This is a genomic window from Chamaesiphon sp. (genome assembly GCF_041737865.1).
In the GTDB taxonomy this organism is placed as follows: Bacteria; Cyanobacteriota; Cyanobacteriia; order Cyanobacteriales; family Chamaesiphonaceae; genus Chamaesiphon.
Map to the genome: position 1 here is coordinate 25,010 of NZ_JBGSQZ010000327.1, position 16,984 is coordinate 41,993.

The 16,984-nt window shown below is 45.6% G+C and carries 16 protein-coding genes and 1 tRNA gene; 6 read left to right on the plus strand and 11 right to left on the minus strand.

The annotated features are described in order from the left end of the window. Positions 1 to 50 precede the first annotated feature (50 nt). From ACEW9J_RS25780 to ACEW9J_RS25805, 6 genes are all read right to left on the minus strand, one after another. The gene (locus ACEW9J_RS25780) at positions 51 to 1,331 is read right to left on the minus strand and encodes an HhoA/HhoB/HtrA family serine endopeptidase (RefSeq protein ID WP_373547925.1); all 1,281 of its coding nucleotides are present in this window, start codon (positions 1,329 to 1,331) and stop codon (positions 51 to 53) included. Positions 1,332 to 1,499: 168 nt separating this feature from the next. Continuing rightward, positions 1,500 to 2,837 carry an N-acetylmuramoyl-L-alanine amidase gene (locus tag ACEW9J_RS25785; protein ID WP_373547926.1) on the minus strand — a complete coding sequence of 446 codons (1,338 nt, stop codon included), beginning with the start codon at positions 2,835 to 2,837 and terminating at the stop codon, positions 1,500 to 1,502. Positions 2,838 to 3,231: 394 nt separating this feature from the next. Next, on the minus strand, positions 3,232 to 3,783 hold the full coding sequence (locus ACEW9J_RS25790; RefSeq protein WP_373547927.1) for a peroxiredoxin: 552 nt from the start codon (positions 3,781 to 3,783) through the stop codon (positions 3,232 to 3,234). Positions 3,784 to 4,062: 279 nt separating this feature from the next. Next, entirely contained in the window at positions 4,063 to 5,124 is a 1,062-nt protein-coding gene (locus ACEW9J_RS25795) for a DUF3474 domain-containing protein (protein ID WP_373547928.1), read from the minus strand. 256 nt (positions 5,125 to 5,380) lie between these two features. Then, positions 5,381 to 5,911 carry a phycobiliprotein lyase gene (locus tag ACEW9J_RS25800; RefSeq protein ID WP_373547929.1) on the minus strand — a complete coding sequence of 177 codons (531 nt, stop codon included), beginning with the start codon at positions 5,909 to 5,911 and terminating at the stop codon, positions 5,381 to 5,383. 139 nt (positions 5,912 to 6,050) lie between these two features. Further along, the gene (locus tag ACEW9J_RS25805; protein ID WP_373547930.1) at positions 6,051 to 6,725 is read right to left on the minus strand and encodes a HEAT repeat domain-containing protein; all 675 of its coding nucleotides are present in this window, start codon (positions 6,723 to 6,725) and stop codon (positions 6,051 to 6,053) included. 89 nt (positions 6,726 to 6,814) lie between these two features. Here ACEW9J_RS25805 and ACEW9J_RS25810 point away from each other — a divergent pair, with 89 nt between their 5' ends. After that, positions 6,815 to 8,080, plus strand: coding sequence for a sensor histidine kinase (locus tag ACEW9J_RS25810; protein ID WP_373547931.1), 1,266 nt, complete (start codon positions 6,815 to 6,817; stop codon positions 8,078 to 8,080). Between the two features lie 67 nt (positions 8,081 to 8,147). Here the strand turns inward: ACEW9J_RS25810 and ACEW9J_RS25815 are convergent. Beyond that, a tRNA-His gene (locus ACEW9J_RS25815) sits at positions 8,148 to 8,220 on the minus strand. A gap of 91 nt (positions 8,221 to 8,311) precedes the next feature. Here ACEW9J_RS25815 and ACEW9J_RS25820 point away from each other — a divergent pair. Continuing rightward, positions 8,312 to 8,668, plus strand: a complete 357-nt coding sequence (locus tag ACEW9J_RS25820; protein WP_373547932.1) for a DUF4359 domain-containing protein — start codon at positions 8,312 to 8,314, stop codon at positions 8,666 to 8,668. 189 nt (positions 8,669 to 8,857) lie between these two features. Further along, positions 8,858 to 9,778, plus strand: a complete 921-nt coding sequence (locus tag ACEW9J_RS25825) for a TIGR04168 family protein (protein WP_373547948.1) — start codon at positions 8,858 to 8,860, stop codon at positions 9,776 to 9,778. A gap of 67 nt (positions 9,779 to 9,845) precedes the next feature. On the opposite strand, the gene ACEW9J_RS25830 is transcribed toward ACEW9J_RS25825, so the two are convergent. Then, positions 9,846 to 10,901 (minus strand): Rieske 2Fe-2S domain-containing protein, encoded by a 1,056-nt coding sequence (locus ACEW9J_RS25830; protein WP_373547933.1) that lies wholly within the window; start codon positions 10,899 to 10,901, stop codon positions 9,846 to 9,848. 97 nt (positions 10,902 to 10,998) lie between these two features. Here ACEW9J_RS25830 and recO point away from each other — a divergent pair, with 97 nt between their 5' ends. The 3 genes from recO (at position 10,999) to ACEW9J_RS25845 (ending at position 14,347) form a co-directional block, all read left to right on the plus strand. Next, positions 10,999 to 11,814 (plus strand): DNA repair protein RecO, encoded by an 816-nt coding sequence (gene recO / locus ACEW9J_RS25835; RefSeq protein ID WP_373547934.1) that lies wholly within the window; start codon positions 10,999 to 11,001, stop codon positions 11,812 to 11,814. A gap of 164 nt (positions 11,815 to 11,978) precedes the next feature. Continuing rightward, on the plus strand, positions 11,979 to 13,370 hold the full coding sequence (locus ACEW9J_RS25840) for an MFS transporter (RefSeq protein WP_373547935.1): 1,392 nt from the start codon (positions 11,979 to 11,981) through the stop codon (positions 13,368 to 13,370). A 197-nt stretch (positions 13,371 to 13,567) separates the two neighbouring features. Next, complete coding sequence (locus ACEW9J_RS25845) at positions 13,568 to 14,347, plus strand: ABC transporter ATP-binding protein (RefSeq protein WP_373547936.1); 780 nt, start codon at positions 13,568 to 13,570, stop codon at positions 14,345 to 14,347. Positions 14,348 to 14,466: 119 nt separating this feature from the next. Here the strand turns inward: ACEW9J_RS25845 and menD are convergent, their stop codons facing one another. From menD to ACEW9J_RS25860, 3 genes are read right to left on the minus strand one after another with little or no spacing between them, the layout of a single operon-like run. Then, on the minus strand, positions 14,467 to 16,242 hold the full coding sequence (gene menD / locus ACEW9J_RS25850) for a 2-succinyl-5-enolpyruvyl-6-hydroxy-3-cyclohexene-1-carboxylic-acid synthase (RefSeq protein ID WP_373547937.1): 1,776 nt from the start codon (positions 16,240 to 16,242) through the stop codon (positions 14,467 to 14,469). 6 nt (positions 16,243 to 16,248) lie between these two features. Further along, positions 16,249 to 16,665 carry a hypothetical protein gene (locus tag ACEW9J_RS25855; protein WP_373547938.1) on the minus strand — a complete coding sequence of 139 codons (417 nt, stop codon included), beginning with the start codon at positions 16,663 to 16,665 and terminating at the stop codon, positions 16,249 to 16,251. Next, the gene (locus ACEW9J_RS25860; RefSeq protein ID WP_373547939.1) at positions 16,658 to 16,903 is read right to left on the minus strand and encodes a hypothetical protein; all 246 of its coding nucleotides are present in this window, start codon (positions 16,901 to 16,903) and stop codon (positions 16,658 to 16,660) included. The genes ACEW9J_RS25855 and ACEW9J_RS25860 overlap by 8 nt, the downstream gene beginning before the upstream one ends. Positions 16,904 to 16,984 lie beyond the last annotated feature (81 nt).

Consider the following 16,984-nt stretch of genomic DNA (forward strand, 5'->3'; position numbering starts at 1 on the left):
GCCGATCCTCATATTTATAGATTGGTGCGATCGATAAGTTGCTCTACAGTCTATTCTGGCTCGGCTGTCATTGGCGGAGCCGCGACGGGGGTAACATTGAGGCTAATATCCTGTCCGTTGCGACGGACTGTGACGGGGACACTGCTACCAATCTTGGTAGTATCTACAGCTTGCTGTACTTGATTGGAGTTTTGGACAACTTTACCATTGACACTCTTGATGATGTCGCCAGAACGCATTCCAGCTATTGCTGCGGGCGAATTCCTGACGACGCGGGCGACTAGAGTACCTTTGTCGATATCGATCTTGAGATTAGCGTTGGGATCGGCGTTGATTTCTTGCTTGAGTTGGGGTGTGAGATCGACCATCTGAACGCCTAAGAAGGGATGATCTACTTTCCCTGTGGCGATGAGTTGGTTAGCAATCCGCATGGCTGTATTGATAGGAATTGCAAACCCTAAACCTTGGGCACCGCGCAGGATGGCGGTGTTCATGCCGATAACTTGTCCGCCTGCATTTAGCAAGGGGCCACCAGAGTTACCAGGGTTGATAGCGGCATCGGTTTGGATGTAGTTGACACGCTTGTCGGCGGCACCGATTTCAGCACCAGTACGTCCGGTACCACTGATGATTCCAGCGGTGACACTGTTGTCTAATCCTAAGGGATTGCCGATCGCGATCGCCCATTCACCTGGTTTGATTTGTTCGGAATTACCAAGTTGGATACTGGGGAGATTTTTCTCGGCGATCTCGATCACAGCAACATCGGTTACTCGATCGAGTCCTTTTACTTTACCATCGACTGTTCGTCCATCTTTGAGCGTGACGGTAACTTTGGTTGCACCAGCGACGACGTGGGCATTGGTGAGGATTTGACCGTTATTATTGATGATAAAGCCGGAGCCTGTGCCCTGTCTGATTTCACGCGGCTGTTGCCCTGTTTGAGGCACCCGATTGCCAAAAAATCGCCGATAGAAGGGGTCTTCGGTATCATCTGCTGCCGAACGTCTGGCGACGGTGGAAGCATTAATTCTGACTACTGCTGGGCCGACTCGATCGACTACTTGAGTGATAAAGTTGGTATTTGCACCAGCCAAAATACTGCTGCTATTGGCTAGTTGAGGACTGGCTGTGGCAGGTGATTCGATTATTGTGGGAAGCTGTTCTTTGGCAGCTAAATAACCAAACGAACAACTAGCGATCGTACTCAGCAGTAGCAAAGAGATATATTTACTACCTTGGCGGAGTGTTTTTAGAGGAGTGCGAGGTTTAGCTGGAGGTGTGACTTCCGATCGATCGTCAATTGGGGCGTTGTTCTGGGGTTCTGGCATACAAATCACATTTATACAATTCTTTTAGGAATCTCAGCTAGCTGGCTTCGTTCCTTTGCTTTGAGCCGAATCGCATGGCTCTCAACTCAGCCTACTTTATAGTTTAGCTAATTCTCAAGACGCATAGTTGTAAAATTTGTTGCAGATCGAGTACGGTCGCGATCGACTTTAGAAGAGTCCTGCCGTCTCGTACAAACGACGTAATACTGCGGCAATCTTGATTGTATATTGTCCGTCTGCCGACCAGCGACCGCTTAACTGCCGCATCGTTGGGGCGATCCCGTGCTTGACTAGTTCAAATCTGGGGGCAACGCATTCTTGAACCAACAGATCGGTGCTAGCATAAGCTTTGAGCTGTTGGATGTGAGCGCGAATTCCCAGCCGGAGATTGATGAATTTTGCCCATTCTGCCTGCCTGTCGCCCAAACTAGCAAAATTGTTAAATTCTGGTAAGATGGCACCGCCAAAGGTCAGAAAGCGCGTTTCTAGACACATCTGAGCAAAAGCTAAATCGTGATTGATGTCTTCAGCTTTGGCTTCTTCGATATAGATTTCGGCAATGTTGGGAAATTTTTCGAGAGCTTCAGGATTGTTGGCTGTGAGAAAATCATTGAGATGTGTGGCAGTGGTATGTCCGATTGACATCAACCGATCGAATTCTTCTGCACTAAATGGGTGTTGGGAACGGATATTATATGTACGTCCAATTTCGGCAACGAGCGAGATATTTAGATCCCGCAATTCGATCGCTTTGATGTAGACTATGCCGCGATATCGGATGCGCCGCATCTGGGGATTGAGCGCGAGATTGACACCCAATCTATCTGCAATATCGATCGGGATATAGACATTCCCATCGATCGCGATGCCCCATTCAGGGTATGGTTCGTTATTAACTTTTAGATGTATGGGTACGGTGTGATTGTTGCTGGCGGCTTGCATCTGGACATCGCGGCTCCAAGTGACTAAGCCATCGGCAATCCCGAGAGCAATTTCGCGCCGATAAGCTTGGATCTTTTGTCGATCGTCACTATCGATTTTAAAGCCAATTTCCATCAGTAGCGACGGAATCATCAATCGCCGACAAAAGGCTAAACTGCCTGTCCCCGTGACTGTATCGGGTTTTGCCCCACGGCTAGGTAAATCTGGAACGCGACTGGAAAAAGCCAGTAACAGCATTTGAGCATGATTTTTGCGTTCGCCATTTTTGGCTATATAAAAAGTACTCACCCCTTTAGTTTGGGAATGAGCGTAAGCATCAGCATGAATACCCAGGGCGATATCACCTGGTTTTGCCCGTCTATCAATCCAGTCGATGCTGATTCTAGGGTTGTCAAAGTCAGGTACGGCGATCACTTCAAATTTGCGATTGCGAAGTTCTGGGACGATTAGATCGCGCAAAAATACCATTTCTCTTGCTTCATTTGGCGCACTCCCAATGGTTTCTGGATCGGCAGCAGCACCGTCATAGCCACCGTAGATCGCACAGATAAAAATCCTGCCCATGACAATTGTTCTCCTTGCTAGTTAATAGTGAAGGGGGTATTTACTAGCTATTATGCCAATAATTATGCTGAGATCTCGATTGTCTTCGATCGTAACTGATGGAGCGAGCGATCGCCTTGGGGTATTTGGCTGTATTCTATATTTTTTCCGTCTGAATGCTCAATTCAAGCCGATTTTATCGGTCGTGCTGCTTTGTGGTGTTGTCTCGATCTGTCGATCGCTAGCTGACATTTATTTCTATTCTCGGTCTTAGGATCGGATCTTTTTTTCAACGCAAAGGGCGCGGAGGGTGTTTGGGATCTGGATGGGGTTGTTGGTGTTTGCCGCAAAGGGCGCGAAGGGGGATGATTGTGTTTGGCTGAGGTTTATTGCTTTCTAGCCCCGATTCTACAATTTAAGTTTTAGCGGATTGGAGTCGATCTAGTTCGGTGAGTACTTCTCGGCTGTGGGCTGTGGGATTGACATCTGTGAAGGTGGCGCGCAAGATTCCTTGAGGATCGATGATGAAGCTATGCCGCATGGAGTAAATCCCCATCCAGGAACCGTATGATTTGCTAACTTTGCCGTCGGTGTCTGCGAGTAGTGGAAATTTTAAGCCTTCTGAGTCGCAAAATTCGGCGTGAGAATCGATCGAATCAGCACTCACACCGACAATCTCGGTTTGGCGTCGCTGGTATTTATTGATGTCTTGTTGAAATCTCCGCGCTTCTAATGTGCAGCCGGATGTGAAGTCTTTGGGGTAAAAATATAGAACTATCCATTTCCCTACATAGTCGGCTAGAGCTACTTGTCCCGTTCCGGTATTTGTTGGTAGCGTAAATTCTGGTGCTGGCTGATTCATTGCTGGTAATTTACCACCCATTGCCTGTGCTGTGGGGGCATTGAGCCATAAGATCGCACTCAAACAAATTGATAATAGACTAGTCAAAAAATAACGTCGAGACATGGGAACTAGGCTTTAGGTTTTAGGTGTTAGGTTTTAGGGTTGGAAATTGGGGGTGTAGGCTCTAGGAATTAGGCTTTAGGTGTTAGGCTTTAGGGTTGGAGATTAGGGGTGTAGGCTCTGGGAATTAGGCTTGAGGCACGGATTTTTGATTTTCAGCTTAGTTTTTAGCTGTACTGGAGATTTAGAACACTCACATTGCAGTTAATGTCCCAAAATCTAAAATCTTGTCCCTAAAGCCTAAAGCCTAAAGCCTAAAACCTAAAACCTAAAACCTAAAACCTATTTAGAGCGATAGTAAATTTTACTACCAGTATTCGAGACATAATGACAGTTCTCCTTGGCGTCCCAGAAGGCTGCCCAGATGGAACGGTTGGATTTGCGATAGTATTCGCCCAAAACGGGTTTAATCGCCTCTGTTGCCTCTAGGAGGTGGTAGTGAGGGATGGATAGGAAGATATGGTGAGCGACGTGGGTGCCGATATCGTGGTGAATATTATTGATAAAACCATAATCAACATCGATTGTCGAAATTGCACCTTTGAGGAAGTACCAATCTTTGCCACGATACCAAGGGATATCATCATCGGTGTGGTGAAGAAATGTGACTAAATCCAACCAGACAACAAATCCTAGATAAGGCATCAGATAAAACTTCACTAGCCACAGCCAACCCCAGGTAAATGTCCCCGCAGCGACTAAAGCCACCATCACTGCACAAAAAATGCTACTGGTAATCACATCCCACTTTTCGGACTTGCGAAATAGGGGACTAGCTGGGTGGAAATGCGAACCGCCTGGACGTTCGGGAGAACGACGGAATAAATATAAGGGGTAAGCTAGCAATAAGGTAAGGTCGAATCGGAGGAACTTCTCCCATCCTGCCATATCCTGATATTTAGCTTCAGATACTGGATACCAACTCTCGTCAGTTTCGATGTTGCCAGTATTATGGTGATGCGTCCGATGGCTGATCCGCCAGCCGTGATAGGGGACTAAAATAAATGAGTGGGTGATGTGTCCCATCAAGTCATTGAGCCACTTGTGTCGGGAGAATGAACCATGACCACAATCGTGTCCAATCACGAATAATGCCCAAAACATCGTTGCCTGCATGAACCAGAAGACTGGATAAAATAGCCAAGAATCTAATTTGTAAGCGATCGCGTACAATCCAGCTACAATTACGACATCGCGACCGAAATAACTTAATGACTTCCAGGTAGAAGGCTCAAAACAATACTTGGGGATCGCTGCTCGAACATCTTGAATGGTGAAAGGAAGCCTTTCTCGCTCAAATTCAGATCCGTTCTGATTAACTGGTTCGATTAAATTAGATTGCACGTACTTTTAAAATTTACCCGATAATAGACCAACCGCATTGTTACACTCCGACATAATTTTCGCAACCGAGAAATCTACAAAATCTGTCTTTAGATGGATACAGAAGTGAAAAAAATGCTGCTGACGGAGCTAGCCGAGATACTTAATTACCGAATAGCAGTGATTTAGATCCTCCACTGGACGGGTCTCCCGCCCAGTTGCCCATCAGCACTTTTCGCTTGCGACTATCAACTATCAACTATCAACTATCAACTAATTACCCACCCATCCGAATTTCTGAGTAAAAGGACGCGATCGAGTTACCATCAGTCTGTGTGACGATCGTGGTCCGAACTCGGACGTTGTTACTCTCAAACCAAACTCGTTCTTCGGCGCAGGTATTTTCAGCCGTTGTGACTAGAGTTAGCGCATCATCATCACCTAGCGTATATCGAGCTGGGGGCAATTGGGTATTACCACCGTTGGTGTGAAATAGCTTGCCAGTCTTGGCTGCTGGCGTATCAGGCACTAAGATCGCGATCGTTTCGCCCTGTTGATTGCCTGAGCTTTGAAGCTGGGTATCCCAGCTAAGTGTGCCTTTCCAGGTATATTTAGCACCACCCCAGAGCGAGCTGGGATCGATGCCTGTTTGTTGGCACAGTTTGACGATCTGGGGATTGTCCTGGGGTAAAATTTCGATCGTTAGATCGGATTTACCATGTTCTGACTGTTTCAAGGTTAAATGTTGACTAGTTTTTTGGGAAAACCACTTGCCAGCACTCAATTCAAAAAATTCTTGGACGTTCATGATTAGGCTTTAGGCGTTAGGTTTTAGGTTTTAGGTTTTAGGTTTTAGGGGTAGAGGGTGGATGGCTCGTTTCGTTCCTTTATCCCTGCCCTTTTCCCTTCTACACTATGGATTTTGTATCTTCTCCAAGATGTTGCGCCTACTCTTCTAGTCGTTGGAGGCAGATAGTGGCGGCGGCGGATACATTTGGCTGACTATCTTTGGTGAGATACTTGAGCGCGGAAATACTCTTGGGAGTAGGTAATTGTCCTAGTGCCTCAGCCAAGCGTTGGCGGACTAGCCAGTCTTCAGCTTCAATAAATAATACCAGTCGATCGACTGCTGCAATCGCTTTAATCTCGCCCAATGCGGCAATCGCCGCTTGTTGGAGGACGACTTCGGGTGAGTCTAGAGCTTGCATCAGCACATCAAAAGCACGCGGATCTTTGAGATTTCCGAGGGAAACAGCCGCACTAAACCGCACTAACCAATCGGTATCTTCATAAAACGCCCTGACGAGTGCTTCAAAGGCGCGGATATCTTCTAAGTAACCAAGCGCACCTGCGGCATCGGCGCGAATTCCATAATCTGGGTCATTAGCAAGAATCTCGATCAAAATCGGGTAAGATTCTGATGTGACTTTGATCCCTAGTGCAAACACTGCCATCGATCGCAGTTGTAAGCTTTCATCATTGAGCACTTTTTTGATCAGTGGTAATGCCACATCAGCCGGAACATTTCGCAGTGAGGCTAATGCCACCATCCGATCTCGTAGATCTGGACTCTCCAACTGTTGTGCCAGTAATGCTGTTTCCACTGGTTGTAGATCGCTCATATACTCTTTACCATACTTTTATTAGGTATTGTAACAAATTTTATCGTCACGACTGGATCGCTACATCACCCCGACCCCGATAATCATCCATGAGCAGTCACATCGACTCAACCTATCTCTGTCAACTCACCGCCGCTCAAATTCAGGAAATTTTAGTCTTGAACGGGGTGTTGATTCAACAATATCAACCACAATCACATCGATGGCTAACGATCGCTCAGTTACCAAATTTAGGACAATTAACGTTAAGTTTGGAACCGGAAAAAGCAGCGGAGATCGATCGGCGGCTACACGATCGGGAGATTGTTGAATTTACGGCGATGACGACAGTAATGAATCTCAATATTTGCGATCGATATGTGTTTATCCCACTCCTAGAACAACCCGCTCAGTTTGGTAACGATTGTAGCCAATTATGGGGCAGAATTTGTTTATTAGGAAATCTCAATAGTATTTGGACTTCTCAAGACTTGTCTTGGGTGCAAGCGTTGGGTCAACAGTTACTCACTGCAATGAATATGTTCGCAGGATTTACTACTAATATTGTTACTAATCGAGGTAATTCTTCCACACTCTCTGAGCTAGTCGAACTAATCGAACGAATTGCCGAACTAGAGTCTGTGTGCGATCGAAAGGATGATTTTATCAATAATATTTCTCACGATTTACGCGCACCATTGATGAATATTAAAATGGCGGTGCGGCTGTTGAAAACTAGTTTGAATGCAGATCGGCAGATTGCAGATTTATTGTCAGGACATCGAGCCGGAAAGTATTTAGCAATTCTAGAGCAAGAATGCGACCGCGAGGTAGAATTGATTAACAATATTTTAGAGCTACAACGATTAGATTTATCGATCGATAAAATAAATCTCGAATCAGTAGAAATCTCCACATGGCTACCAACGGCGATCGAACCATTTATGCATCGCGCTGGTGCAGATCGTCAAAAATTAAGTACTTCTGTGTCTGGAACAATCCCGCCGATTGCGACCGATCGGTTTTGCTTGAATAAAATTTTTACAGAGTTGTTAAATAATGCTTGTAAATATACTCAAATAGATGGGCAAATCCTCGTATCGATCGCTAGCGATTCAGAGTGGCTGACAATCGCGATTGAAAATCAGTCAGAAATCTCGAAGCAACATCTACCGCATATCTTCGAGCAATTTTATCGGATTCCTAGTAGCGATCTATCTTCTCATGGAGATACCCCAACCCAACCAAGCGGTAGTGGTTTGGGACTAACCCTGGTGCAAAAATTAGTCCAACAATTGAACGGTCAAATTCATGTCTCTAGTACTGCTGGCTGGACGGAGTTTGCAGTTAAGTTACCTGTAGGCGATCGAAATTAGGGCTTTGTTGAAAACATAAAACAATCCCTAACCATTGGCTAGGGATTGTTTTGAATAAACTGATAAGGGCGAACGACGGGATTCGAACCCGCGAGTGGAGGCACCACAAACCTCTGCCATAACCACTAGGCGACGCTCGCCATACTTTATTCGTATAAAAGAGCATAACACGAACTAGTCAAATTAGTCTAGAGCTACAGTAGAATAATTTTGGTGTGAGTTGGTGATGATATGACACGGTGGCAGCTATTCTTACTTGGTATGCTTGGATTGTGCGGGCTGGGCATCACAAATCCCGATCGAGTGGCTTATGAAATCTACGCCACCCAGCAAATTAGTAATCTTGCTAGAGACGAATGCAGCCGCGCTCCAGCCGGACTGGGGATTTTGATTCAGGAGCCTTGTCGGGCGGCAATCGCAGCCTACACTCCCCAAATTCGGCAGCTCTTGGCGGCAACTACCACTCGTCAAAACTGGATTTTGTTTAGTATCTATCGATCGGATATCTCAATTCCAGTGGTCAATCTTGATGCACATGTGGAATCGATCGGGATTTTAAATAACTTTTTTACTTACAAAGCTCCGTAAATTACGCCCTTCCCGCTCAAGAAATAGGCAGCGCAGTTAACTATCCACCATCCACCATCCACTATTCACCGACTACCCTAGGATCTAATTCTTCACTGGGAAGGGATTAGATCGCATCCGCTTGGCAACAAGGGCGTTCAGTTCTCCCTTATAATGGTCGAAGGCGCAAATTGAGTGCTAATCAAAAACATGCTGGGGAATCTAACCAAACCTATTAGAATTGCGATCGTTGGCGATGTCCACGACCAATGGGAAGCTGCTGACGAGATCGCGCTTCAACATTTGAATGTAGATTTAGTATTATTAGTTGGTGACTTTGGCAATGAGGCGGTGGAATTAGTTGCCCGCCTAGCCACTCTAGATCTACCCAAAGCAGCCATCTTTGGCAATCATGATGCCTGGTATACCGCCAGCGATTGGGGGCGCAGTAAAAGCCCATACGACCCACTAGTAGAAGACCGAGTTCAGCAACAAACAGATCTACTCGGTGCTAGTTATGTTGGCTATGGCAGATTAGATTTTCCCGAACTCAACCTCTCGGTTGTCGGTAGTCGTCCCTTTAGCTGGGGTGGCCCCAAGTGGAAATATAGTGACTTCTATGAAAGTAGGTATGGTATAGATAGTTTTGCTGCATCCACCCAGCGGATTGTCGAGGTAGCGGAAAATGCTACTTGCGAACACCTCATCATCATCGGACACAATGGCCCGACTGGACTAGGCGACGAACCCGAATCGATCTGTGGTAAAGATTGGGGCGACACAATTGGCGGAGATTATGGCGATCCTGACTTAGCCGATGCCATTTCAATTCTGCAAGCTCAGGGAAAATCGATTCCGCTGGTGGCATTCGGTCACATGCACCATCGACTCAGGCATACTAAAGAGCGTCTGCGTCAGCCAATCGTGGTTCATCCCGATGGGATTGTTTATCTCAATGCGGCAAGATGTCCTCGGATTATTTCAACGATCGAACGTACTCTGCGTAACTTTTCTCTAGTCACTATTATCGATGGTAAAGTGGCTCAAGCTGGTTTAGTGTGGATGACTGAAGATTTTAAAGTGGGGCTGGAGGAAGTTTATTGGACGAGCAAGGCGGAGATCTCGATTTAGGGTTGGTAGGCGTACATATTTATCTTAGTTGAGCAGAGAGAGAGTAGATTAAGATCGAGCATGAGGATTAACTGCGCCAGTGTAAGGTCTGAGACTTGACTGGATTGACAAAATCGCGATTTTCTGAGTTAGATTTGATGAATTCCGATCGCAGTTGATAGTACCATTTGGCTTGGCTGTCAGCATCCCTGATGAGCATCAACGGGGGATTGTATTTTAAGCCGATTTGTTGTTTGACTACCATGTCCCGATCTTGACCCAAGAAGGTACGGATAAATGGGAGGATTAGCGGCCGCAATGGTTTGAACCAGGCGAGAGTTGTATAGAATAACGTTGTTACTTCTGTTTCTGTCTCAGAGATCGGGGTGATGACAGTCAGATTAGCGACGCGATTTTTATTGGTAATAATTTGCTCGATTCTCACTCCAGGGAGCGCGAAGGCGATCTCTACCTCTGCATCACCACCAATCAACTGATAGAAAAATGTTTGCCGTTCCAGGCGATGACGGCGCATGGTGAAGCCATAGGGAGAAGGATCGAAAGCTTTGATCTCATCTGTCAGGATAGCATCCGATCGCCACCACCACGCCCGATGCACAAAGGGAACGTGCGAAGGATCCATCAAGCCGACGACCGCATGATCGATAAAGCAAGGAAAGGTCATCGTCAATGCAGATTGATACGTCGCACCTTCAAATCCAGGCACTACTGGCACTTCGTGTGTTGGTTCGATCTCCCCCCGTTCCTGTTCGGACATATAAATCCAGATATTTCCCTGCACTTCCCTAACTGGATACCTGCGAACTTGAAACTTACTCAAATCCAAATCTTGACCCTCATTGAGAGCTGGAATCAACGTACACCCACCCGCTCCATCAAATCGCCAGCCGTGGTAAGCACACTCAATTTCTGTACCATTAAACCGTCCACAACTCAAGGGGACAGCGCGATGGGGACAGATATCTCGCAGTGCAAATACTTCGCCGCTGTGAGTGCGTCCGAACACAATTGGTTCGCCAAGTAGTTGTTTGGCAAACATCTGACCAACTTTTAGCTGTTTTCCAGGTAGAGCATAGTACCAAATATTGCGGAGGAAAGTTTGTTTCTGTTCTGTCGCTGGCATCTTTCCCTCTACAGCAATTAAATTATTGAATCATTAACGATCGAGTCCTCGATCTTAAAAGTCTATATTATAAAGGTTTGTCAGCATAACCCAGTTCATGAGCGGTACATATAAAGCGACAGGGATTAATCTCAAAGCGATGCCCATCGGTGAAAACGATCGATTGGTGACAATTCTCACCCGCGAACATGGTTTAATTAGAGCGATCGCCCCAGGAGCGAGAAAGTCAAAGTCTAGCATGGGTGGACGCAGCGCACTATTTATAGTCAACGATCTACTGATTTTTAAGGGTAGATCGATCGATAAGATTACCCAAGCTGAGACTACCCTCACCTATGGTAAACTCAGCGGCGACTTAGGTAAATTAGCCGCCAGTCAGTATTTAGCCGAAATTGTCCTAGCACAAGCCTTAAAAGACCATCCACAGGAGGACTTATATCAGCTATTACTGCTACATTTAGGACGATTGAATGGACTCGACCAAGGAGATAATACCGCATCGATCGCGCATCTGTGCCAAGGAATTTTTCACCTGCTGGCTCTGGGAGGAATTGCGCCCCAGGTATATAGTTGTTGTATCACCAGACAGGCGATCGAGCCAAACTTTACTACCCTCAATTGGCAGATCGGCTTTAGTATTGAATCGGGTAGCACTGTTGAGTTAGAGGTAGCAGCTCAAGATCCCAGTATGATGGTCAATTATCGGCTCACCGCACTAGATTTACTCTTATTTCAGCACCTATCAGATCCAAGTCTCGACAAGTTAGATCTAGAAATCGATAAGTTTCCCCTCGAAACGATCTCAGATGTGGAGATCGCTAGAGTCTGGCGGCGGATCGAGCGAATTTTACGTCAATATATTCATTATCACCTCAATCTTCAGATTCGATCGGCAGCCCTAATCGACTTGTAACCACTAGGGTTGAGAACTGCTAATCGATCGGAAACCCGCTACACTAATAGCTGTCAAAGCGACATCCTCTAAACTGTTTAAGTTAAAATAGTAGATATTTTCCCAGCATTTTTTAAGATCGAACTTTAGTTTCAGCAGTTATTACAGCCCCACCACTTTACTCAATGCGACTATCTGATTTTGACACAGCACCAGAAAATGAGTTGCCATTTAATCCAACCGAGCCAGCTACGGAATTACAGGCTGACTCAGTAGCGGCGGGCGAGGCTGCTACGATGCCAACACCAGCCGAGAGTCAATCCGTGCTCAAAAATCGGAACTTTGTGATCCTGTGGAGCGGACAGATTTTTTCTCAACTGGCTGATAAAGTCTATCTAGTGTTGATGATTGCCATTATTGAAAGTCAATTTCAATCAGAAAATCAGAGTATTAGTGGGTGGGTATCGGCGATCCTGATTGCAAATACGATTCCAGCGGTGCTATTTGGCTCTCTGGCAGGGGTGTTTGTCGATCGCTGGCATAAGAAAGAGGTTTTAGTCAGTACCAACCTGCTACGGGGTGCCTTGGTGCTGCTGGTGCCACTACTACTATGGTTGACAAAAGGGCAAGTAGTGGCAAATTTACCCTTGGGATTTGAAATTCTCCTCGCAGTCACTTTCGTGGTATCTACCCTCGGTCAATTTTTCGCCCCCGCAGAACAAGCGACAATCTCGATGATTGTGGATAAGCCAAATCTACTCTCAGCGAATTCCCTCTACACCACCACCGCAATGGGTTCGCTGATTGTCGGGTTTGCCATCGGTGAGCCAATATTAGCATTAGCAGATACTTTCGGCGCGAGTATTGGCTTGGGCGTGAATATCGGTAAGGAAGTATTAGTCGGAGCTAGCTATGCAATCGCAGGTATACTGCTAATTTTGCTGCGAACGGGGGAAACCAAACAGATTCCGACGGGAGATGAGCCGCACGTCTTAGCAGATCTCAAAGATGGAGTCCGCTATTTAGGAGAGCACAAACAAATTAAAGGTGCACTGATTCAACTGGTGATATTGCAATCAGTAATTGCTTCGATGACGGTGGTTGCAGTGCGGATGGCAGAACTATTACCAGAAATCAAAGCTTCGCAATTTGGATTTCTCCTCGCTGCTGGTGGAGTCGGGATGGCACTAGGTGCAGTAGGATTAAACTATATCGGTCAAAAATTCTCCCGCGCTCAGTTGAGTTTATATGGCTCTATTGGTGTGGCGGTGGCTTTAGTTGGGTTATCATTTTCCCAATCGCTGTGGCTGAGTCTATTGTGCTTGGTTGGCATGGGTGTCTTTAGCGCAAGTGTAGCCATTCCGATGCAGACTACCATCCAAAGCGAAACTCCAGAAGAAATGCGCGGGAAAGTATTCGGACTCCAGAATAATGCAATTAATATCGCCCTCAGTCTGCCACTAGCACTCACCGGACTGGCAGAAACGGCTTTAGGTGTCCCAACAGTATTACTATGTTTAGCAGCAATCTCCGCAATGGGTGGGATCTTCACTCAAAAATACAATTCAGTAGATTAGACATCCTGCGAAAGTAATTAAAGATTGGCTTGTGCTAACACCTTGAACCGATTTATCACATTAAGTTTTTTTGAACTATTCAAACTGTCGAACTATCCTCTACCCTCTACCCTCCCATCACAGTTAACCTCTGACTTTCGCAGGATGTCTATTAGTCACACTACCCCGAACTGCATCTTCATCCCCAAAGCCTTCCGATGGAACCAATAATTCAACTACGTGGAATCTCCAAAGCCTTTGGTAAGAGTGTCATCTTAGACCGGATGGATTTAGATATTTATCCTGGACAAGGTTTGGGAATTATCGGGCCGTCTGGAACGGGTAAATCGACAATTCTCCGCATTGTTGCTGGATTACTCGCACCAGATGAGGGCGAAGTATACATTCGGGGCGAACTGCGACGCGGGTTAATTGAAGATGGTAACGATCCGATTTATATCGGGATGGTATTTCAGCAAGCGGCACTATTTGATTCGCTGACAGTCGAGGAAAATGTCGGCTTTAGGTTATTTCAACAGTCCCAGATTTCCCGCAAACATATTCGGGAGCTAGTAGAATCTAAACTAGCAATGGTAGGCATGGCAGATGTCTTAGATCGATATCCCGCACAATTATCAGGTGGGATGCGGAAGCGAGTTAGTTTTGCAAGGGCAATTATGTCCGATCCCGAACATCCCGATGACAATCCTGAAGTCTTATTATACGATGAACCAACAGCAGGTCTAGACCCGATCGCGTCTACAGTAATTGAAGATTTGGTCAGAGACTTACAACAGCATCAGTCTGGTTGTGGTACTTACGTGATGGTTACACATCAAAATAGTACAATTAGGCGGACGACCGATCGCATTGTCTTTCTATATCAAGGTAAGGTGCAATGGGATGGCAAAACATCAGAAATAGACACCACTGATAGCCCCCTGATGCGTCAATTTTTTAGTGCTAGCACCCAAGGCCCGATTCATCTAGTCGATTGAGTTAAATTAATTGACGATCGATCGTACTTCATCTATTTTAAATATTTTTTAAATCATGCTAAATCCGATTGTGATAACTGAATTTTCGGCTCTCAGAGATCGATTGCGATCGATAAAAATTACTTAAACTGTTGTTGAATATTTAGATTGAGAGCTTGATGTAACTGGAAATTTTCAGATCGATCGGTTGTCACTTCAATTATGGCACTGCGTAGATTCTCCGCAGGAGAGGCTCCGCCAACGACTAATGCCTGATGATAGTCACGAATCAATTCATCAGCAGTTTGAGGATGATAGTAGTCCAACTTAAACATCGCCGCTGCATGGGAGAAATCCACACCATGTGGAGTACCAAAATAAGTATCGAATATTGCAGTCGATTTGGCGATCGGTAAAAAGGAGAAAATACCCCCGCCATCATTATTGATAATGACGACAATGACTGGCTGGATACTGCGTTGCAATAGTGCCAAAGAATTTAAGTCATGTAAGCTCGATAAATCTCCCACAATCGCCGTCACTGGAGCCTGTAAACCTACCGCAAATCCAGTCGCTGATGCGATCGCACCCTCAATCCCACTCGTGCCCCGATTTGACCCGATGCGCGGACTTAATGCCTCGGATGCCCCCATCGCACCGACACCAAACATATCTAAATCCCGAATCGGCATACTATTCGATACCCACAAACCATGTTGACTGGGGATGAGTTCGGAAATAGTTCGCGCGATGAGTGGCTCGGTTAATTTCGCGGTTTTTAAAAATTTAGCGGCTGTAACGCTGATTCTATCTGAAGCCGATCGTAATTTTTGTACCCATTCCGAAGTAGGAAGGCAAGGTAACTGCTGACAGAAATAAGCGATGTCAGACTCAATTCTGAGCGAGACTAAATGACTGGGATCGTGACGATCGCCATCATTGACGACGACAATATAATTTTGAGGTGGATATTTCTCGATCCATTTCAACCACTGCGATGAGACAATCCTAGTCCCCAATTGAACGATCGTGTCAATCTGCTCCAACTCTACAGCGATATCTGTCAGTAACAATCGATCGAAGTAATGGACTAAATTCGGGAAATCTCGGCGCAACCTCAATCCTGACTGAATATCTGCAAATACCGCCCAATTTAACCGCAAGGCTAATTCTACTACTGCCTGAATATCTGCGATCGATTTTAACTGTCCGACAACTAATATACCCTTAGTGGTAGATTGGATGATTTCAATTAGTAACTCAATTTCGTCAGGAGTTGGAATCGTTAGTTTAGCTGCATAACGAGTATAAGGCATTGGCGGAGCCTCTCCTACGGAGAATCGCTTCTCACTCCACTTACTCAAGCTTGCAGGTATTTCTACAGGTGTATCTGTAGAGCCAAAAGGCTCCCGAAACATGCAATTGAGATGCACCACTCCACCTGAGGCTTGTCGCGATTTAGATACGGTGAGATCGATCGTCGTCAACACTACATTGGGGCTAATTTCGGATGTAGGGCAAGGTAAATCGAATTGCCAGATTGGGTAATTTCCATACAAATTCACCTGATTAATCGTCTGATTTGCCCCCGTCTGGCGCAATTCTGGCGGTCGATCGCTAGCTAAGATAATCAGGGGAATATTATCGATCGAGGCTTCAATTACTGCGGGCAAATAATTCGCCGCCGCCGTACCAGACGTACAAATTAACACCGCAGGATTTCCCGTCGCGCGGGCATACCCGATCGCATGAAATCCCGCCGCTCTCTCATCTAAGCAGATAATTTTTTTTGCTTGTGGATGTTGAGCTACAGCTACAGTTAATGGTGTCGATCGAGAACCAGGTGAAATGACAAAATAATCGACCCCATTTCTCACCAATTCTTCAATAATTAAATAGCTCCAGAGTTGATTCATGGCGATTTATTTGTTTCTGGGAAAAAGCTCAAAAGCTGATTCATGTCGATAAAAGCAGACATTAAACTCAGCAAAAAAGTTCATATGCCCAAAGATAACTGGTACATCGGTCGAGTTGGTCCAAGCAAACGCCAGTAAGATGGGTGAAAAATCACCTACCGTTCCAGATATCACTAAACCTCTAGCTTCGCTCTGAGCCAGATTTCCACTCAGTGGAATTTGGACGGTTTGATTTTCCCACACTGCACCTAATTGTAGTCCAAGTTCGTAGGGCAATACATTGACACTTGCGCCCGTATCTAACAATGCCATCACTTTTTGACGATTATTGCCGTTACGAAGAGTTAATGGTAAATAGGGCAAAGTGGCAGTTTGTCCTGAACTATTGCGCTCGACAAATGGAAAACGTTGACCATTAAGCATTAGCTTGTGCTGTCGTTAAAAGGTCTGACAAAGCTTGCACCGCCAGCTCGTCTGCTTGAGGCGACCAAACAACTGCATCGGTTGAGGCTAATTTATCTAACAAGATATGTTCGGGATCGGTTGTTTCAAGGCTACACCCTTCTTCTCTAGCTACTGCCAATAATAAAAAATGGATCAGTCGAAGTTTATCTTGATGAGATAGTCGAGCGACTGTAGGTAAAAGTTGAGTAAGTGTCATAGCTTTGAATTGAGATAATTTTTACTAAGCACTGGTTAAAATGTAGGGGGTAATTCATGAATTACCCCTACATTTTAATCG

Coding starts and splice junctions, on each gene's coding strand:
- ACEW9J_RS25780 (WP_373547925.1), bottom strand. CDS start 1,331: ATGCCAGAACCCCAGAACAACGCCCCAATTGACGATCGATCGGAAGTC.
- ACEW9J_RS25785 (WP_373547926.1), bottom strand. CDS start 2,837: ATGGGCAGGATTTTTATCTGTGCGATCTACGGTGGCTATGACGGTGCT.
- ACEW9J_RS25790 (WP_373547927.1), bottom strand. CDS start 3,783: ATGTCTCGACGTTATTTTTTGACTAGTCTATTATCAATTTGTTTGAGT.
- ACEW9J_RS25800 (WP_373547929.1), bottom strand. CDS start 5,911: ATGAACGTCCAAGAATTTTTTGAATTGAGTGCTGGCAAGTGGTTTTCC.
- ACEW9J_RS25805 (WP_373547930.1), bottom strand. CDS start 6,725: ATGAGCGATCTACAACCAGTGGAAACAGCATTACTGGCACAACAGTTG.
- ACEW9J_RS25810 (WP_373547931.1), top strand. CDS start 6,815: ATGAGCAGTCACATCGACTCAACCTATCTCTGTCAACTCACCGCCGCT.
- ACEW9J_RS25820 (WP_373547932.1), top strand. CDS start 8,312: ATGACACGGTGGCAGCTATTCTTACTTGGTATGCTTGGATTGTGCGGG.
- ACEW9J_RS25825 (WP_373547948.1), top strand. CDS start 8,858: ATGCTGGGGAATCTAACCAAACCTATTAGAATTGCGATCGTTGGCGAT.
- ACEW9J_RS25830 (WP_373547933.1), bottom strand. CDS start 10,901: ATGCCAGCGACAGAACAGAAACAAACTTTCCTCCGCAATATTTGGTAC.
- recO (WP_373547934.1), top strand. CDS start 10,999: ATGAGCGGTACATATAAAGCGACAGGGATTAATCTCAAAGCGATGCCC.
- ACEW9J_RS25840 (WP_373547935.1), top strand. CDS start 11,979: ATGCGACTATCTGATTTTGACACAGCACCAGAAAATGAGTTGCCATTT.
- ACEW9J_RS25845 (WP_373547936.1), top strand. CDS start 13,568: ATGGAACCAATAATTCAACTACGTGGAATCTCCAAAGCCTTTGGTAAG.
- menD (WP_373547937.1), bottom strand. CDS start 16,242: ATGAATCAACTCTGGAGCTATTTAATTATTGAAGAATTGGTGAGAAAT.
- ACEW9J_RS25855 (WP_373547938.1), bottom strand. CDS start 16,665: ATGCTTAATGGTCAACGTTTTCCATTTGTCGAGCGCAATAGTTCAGGA.
- ACEW9J_RS25860 (WP_373547939.1), bottom strand. CDS start 16,903: ATGACACTTACTCAACTTTTACCTACAGTCGCTCGACTATCTCATCAA.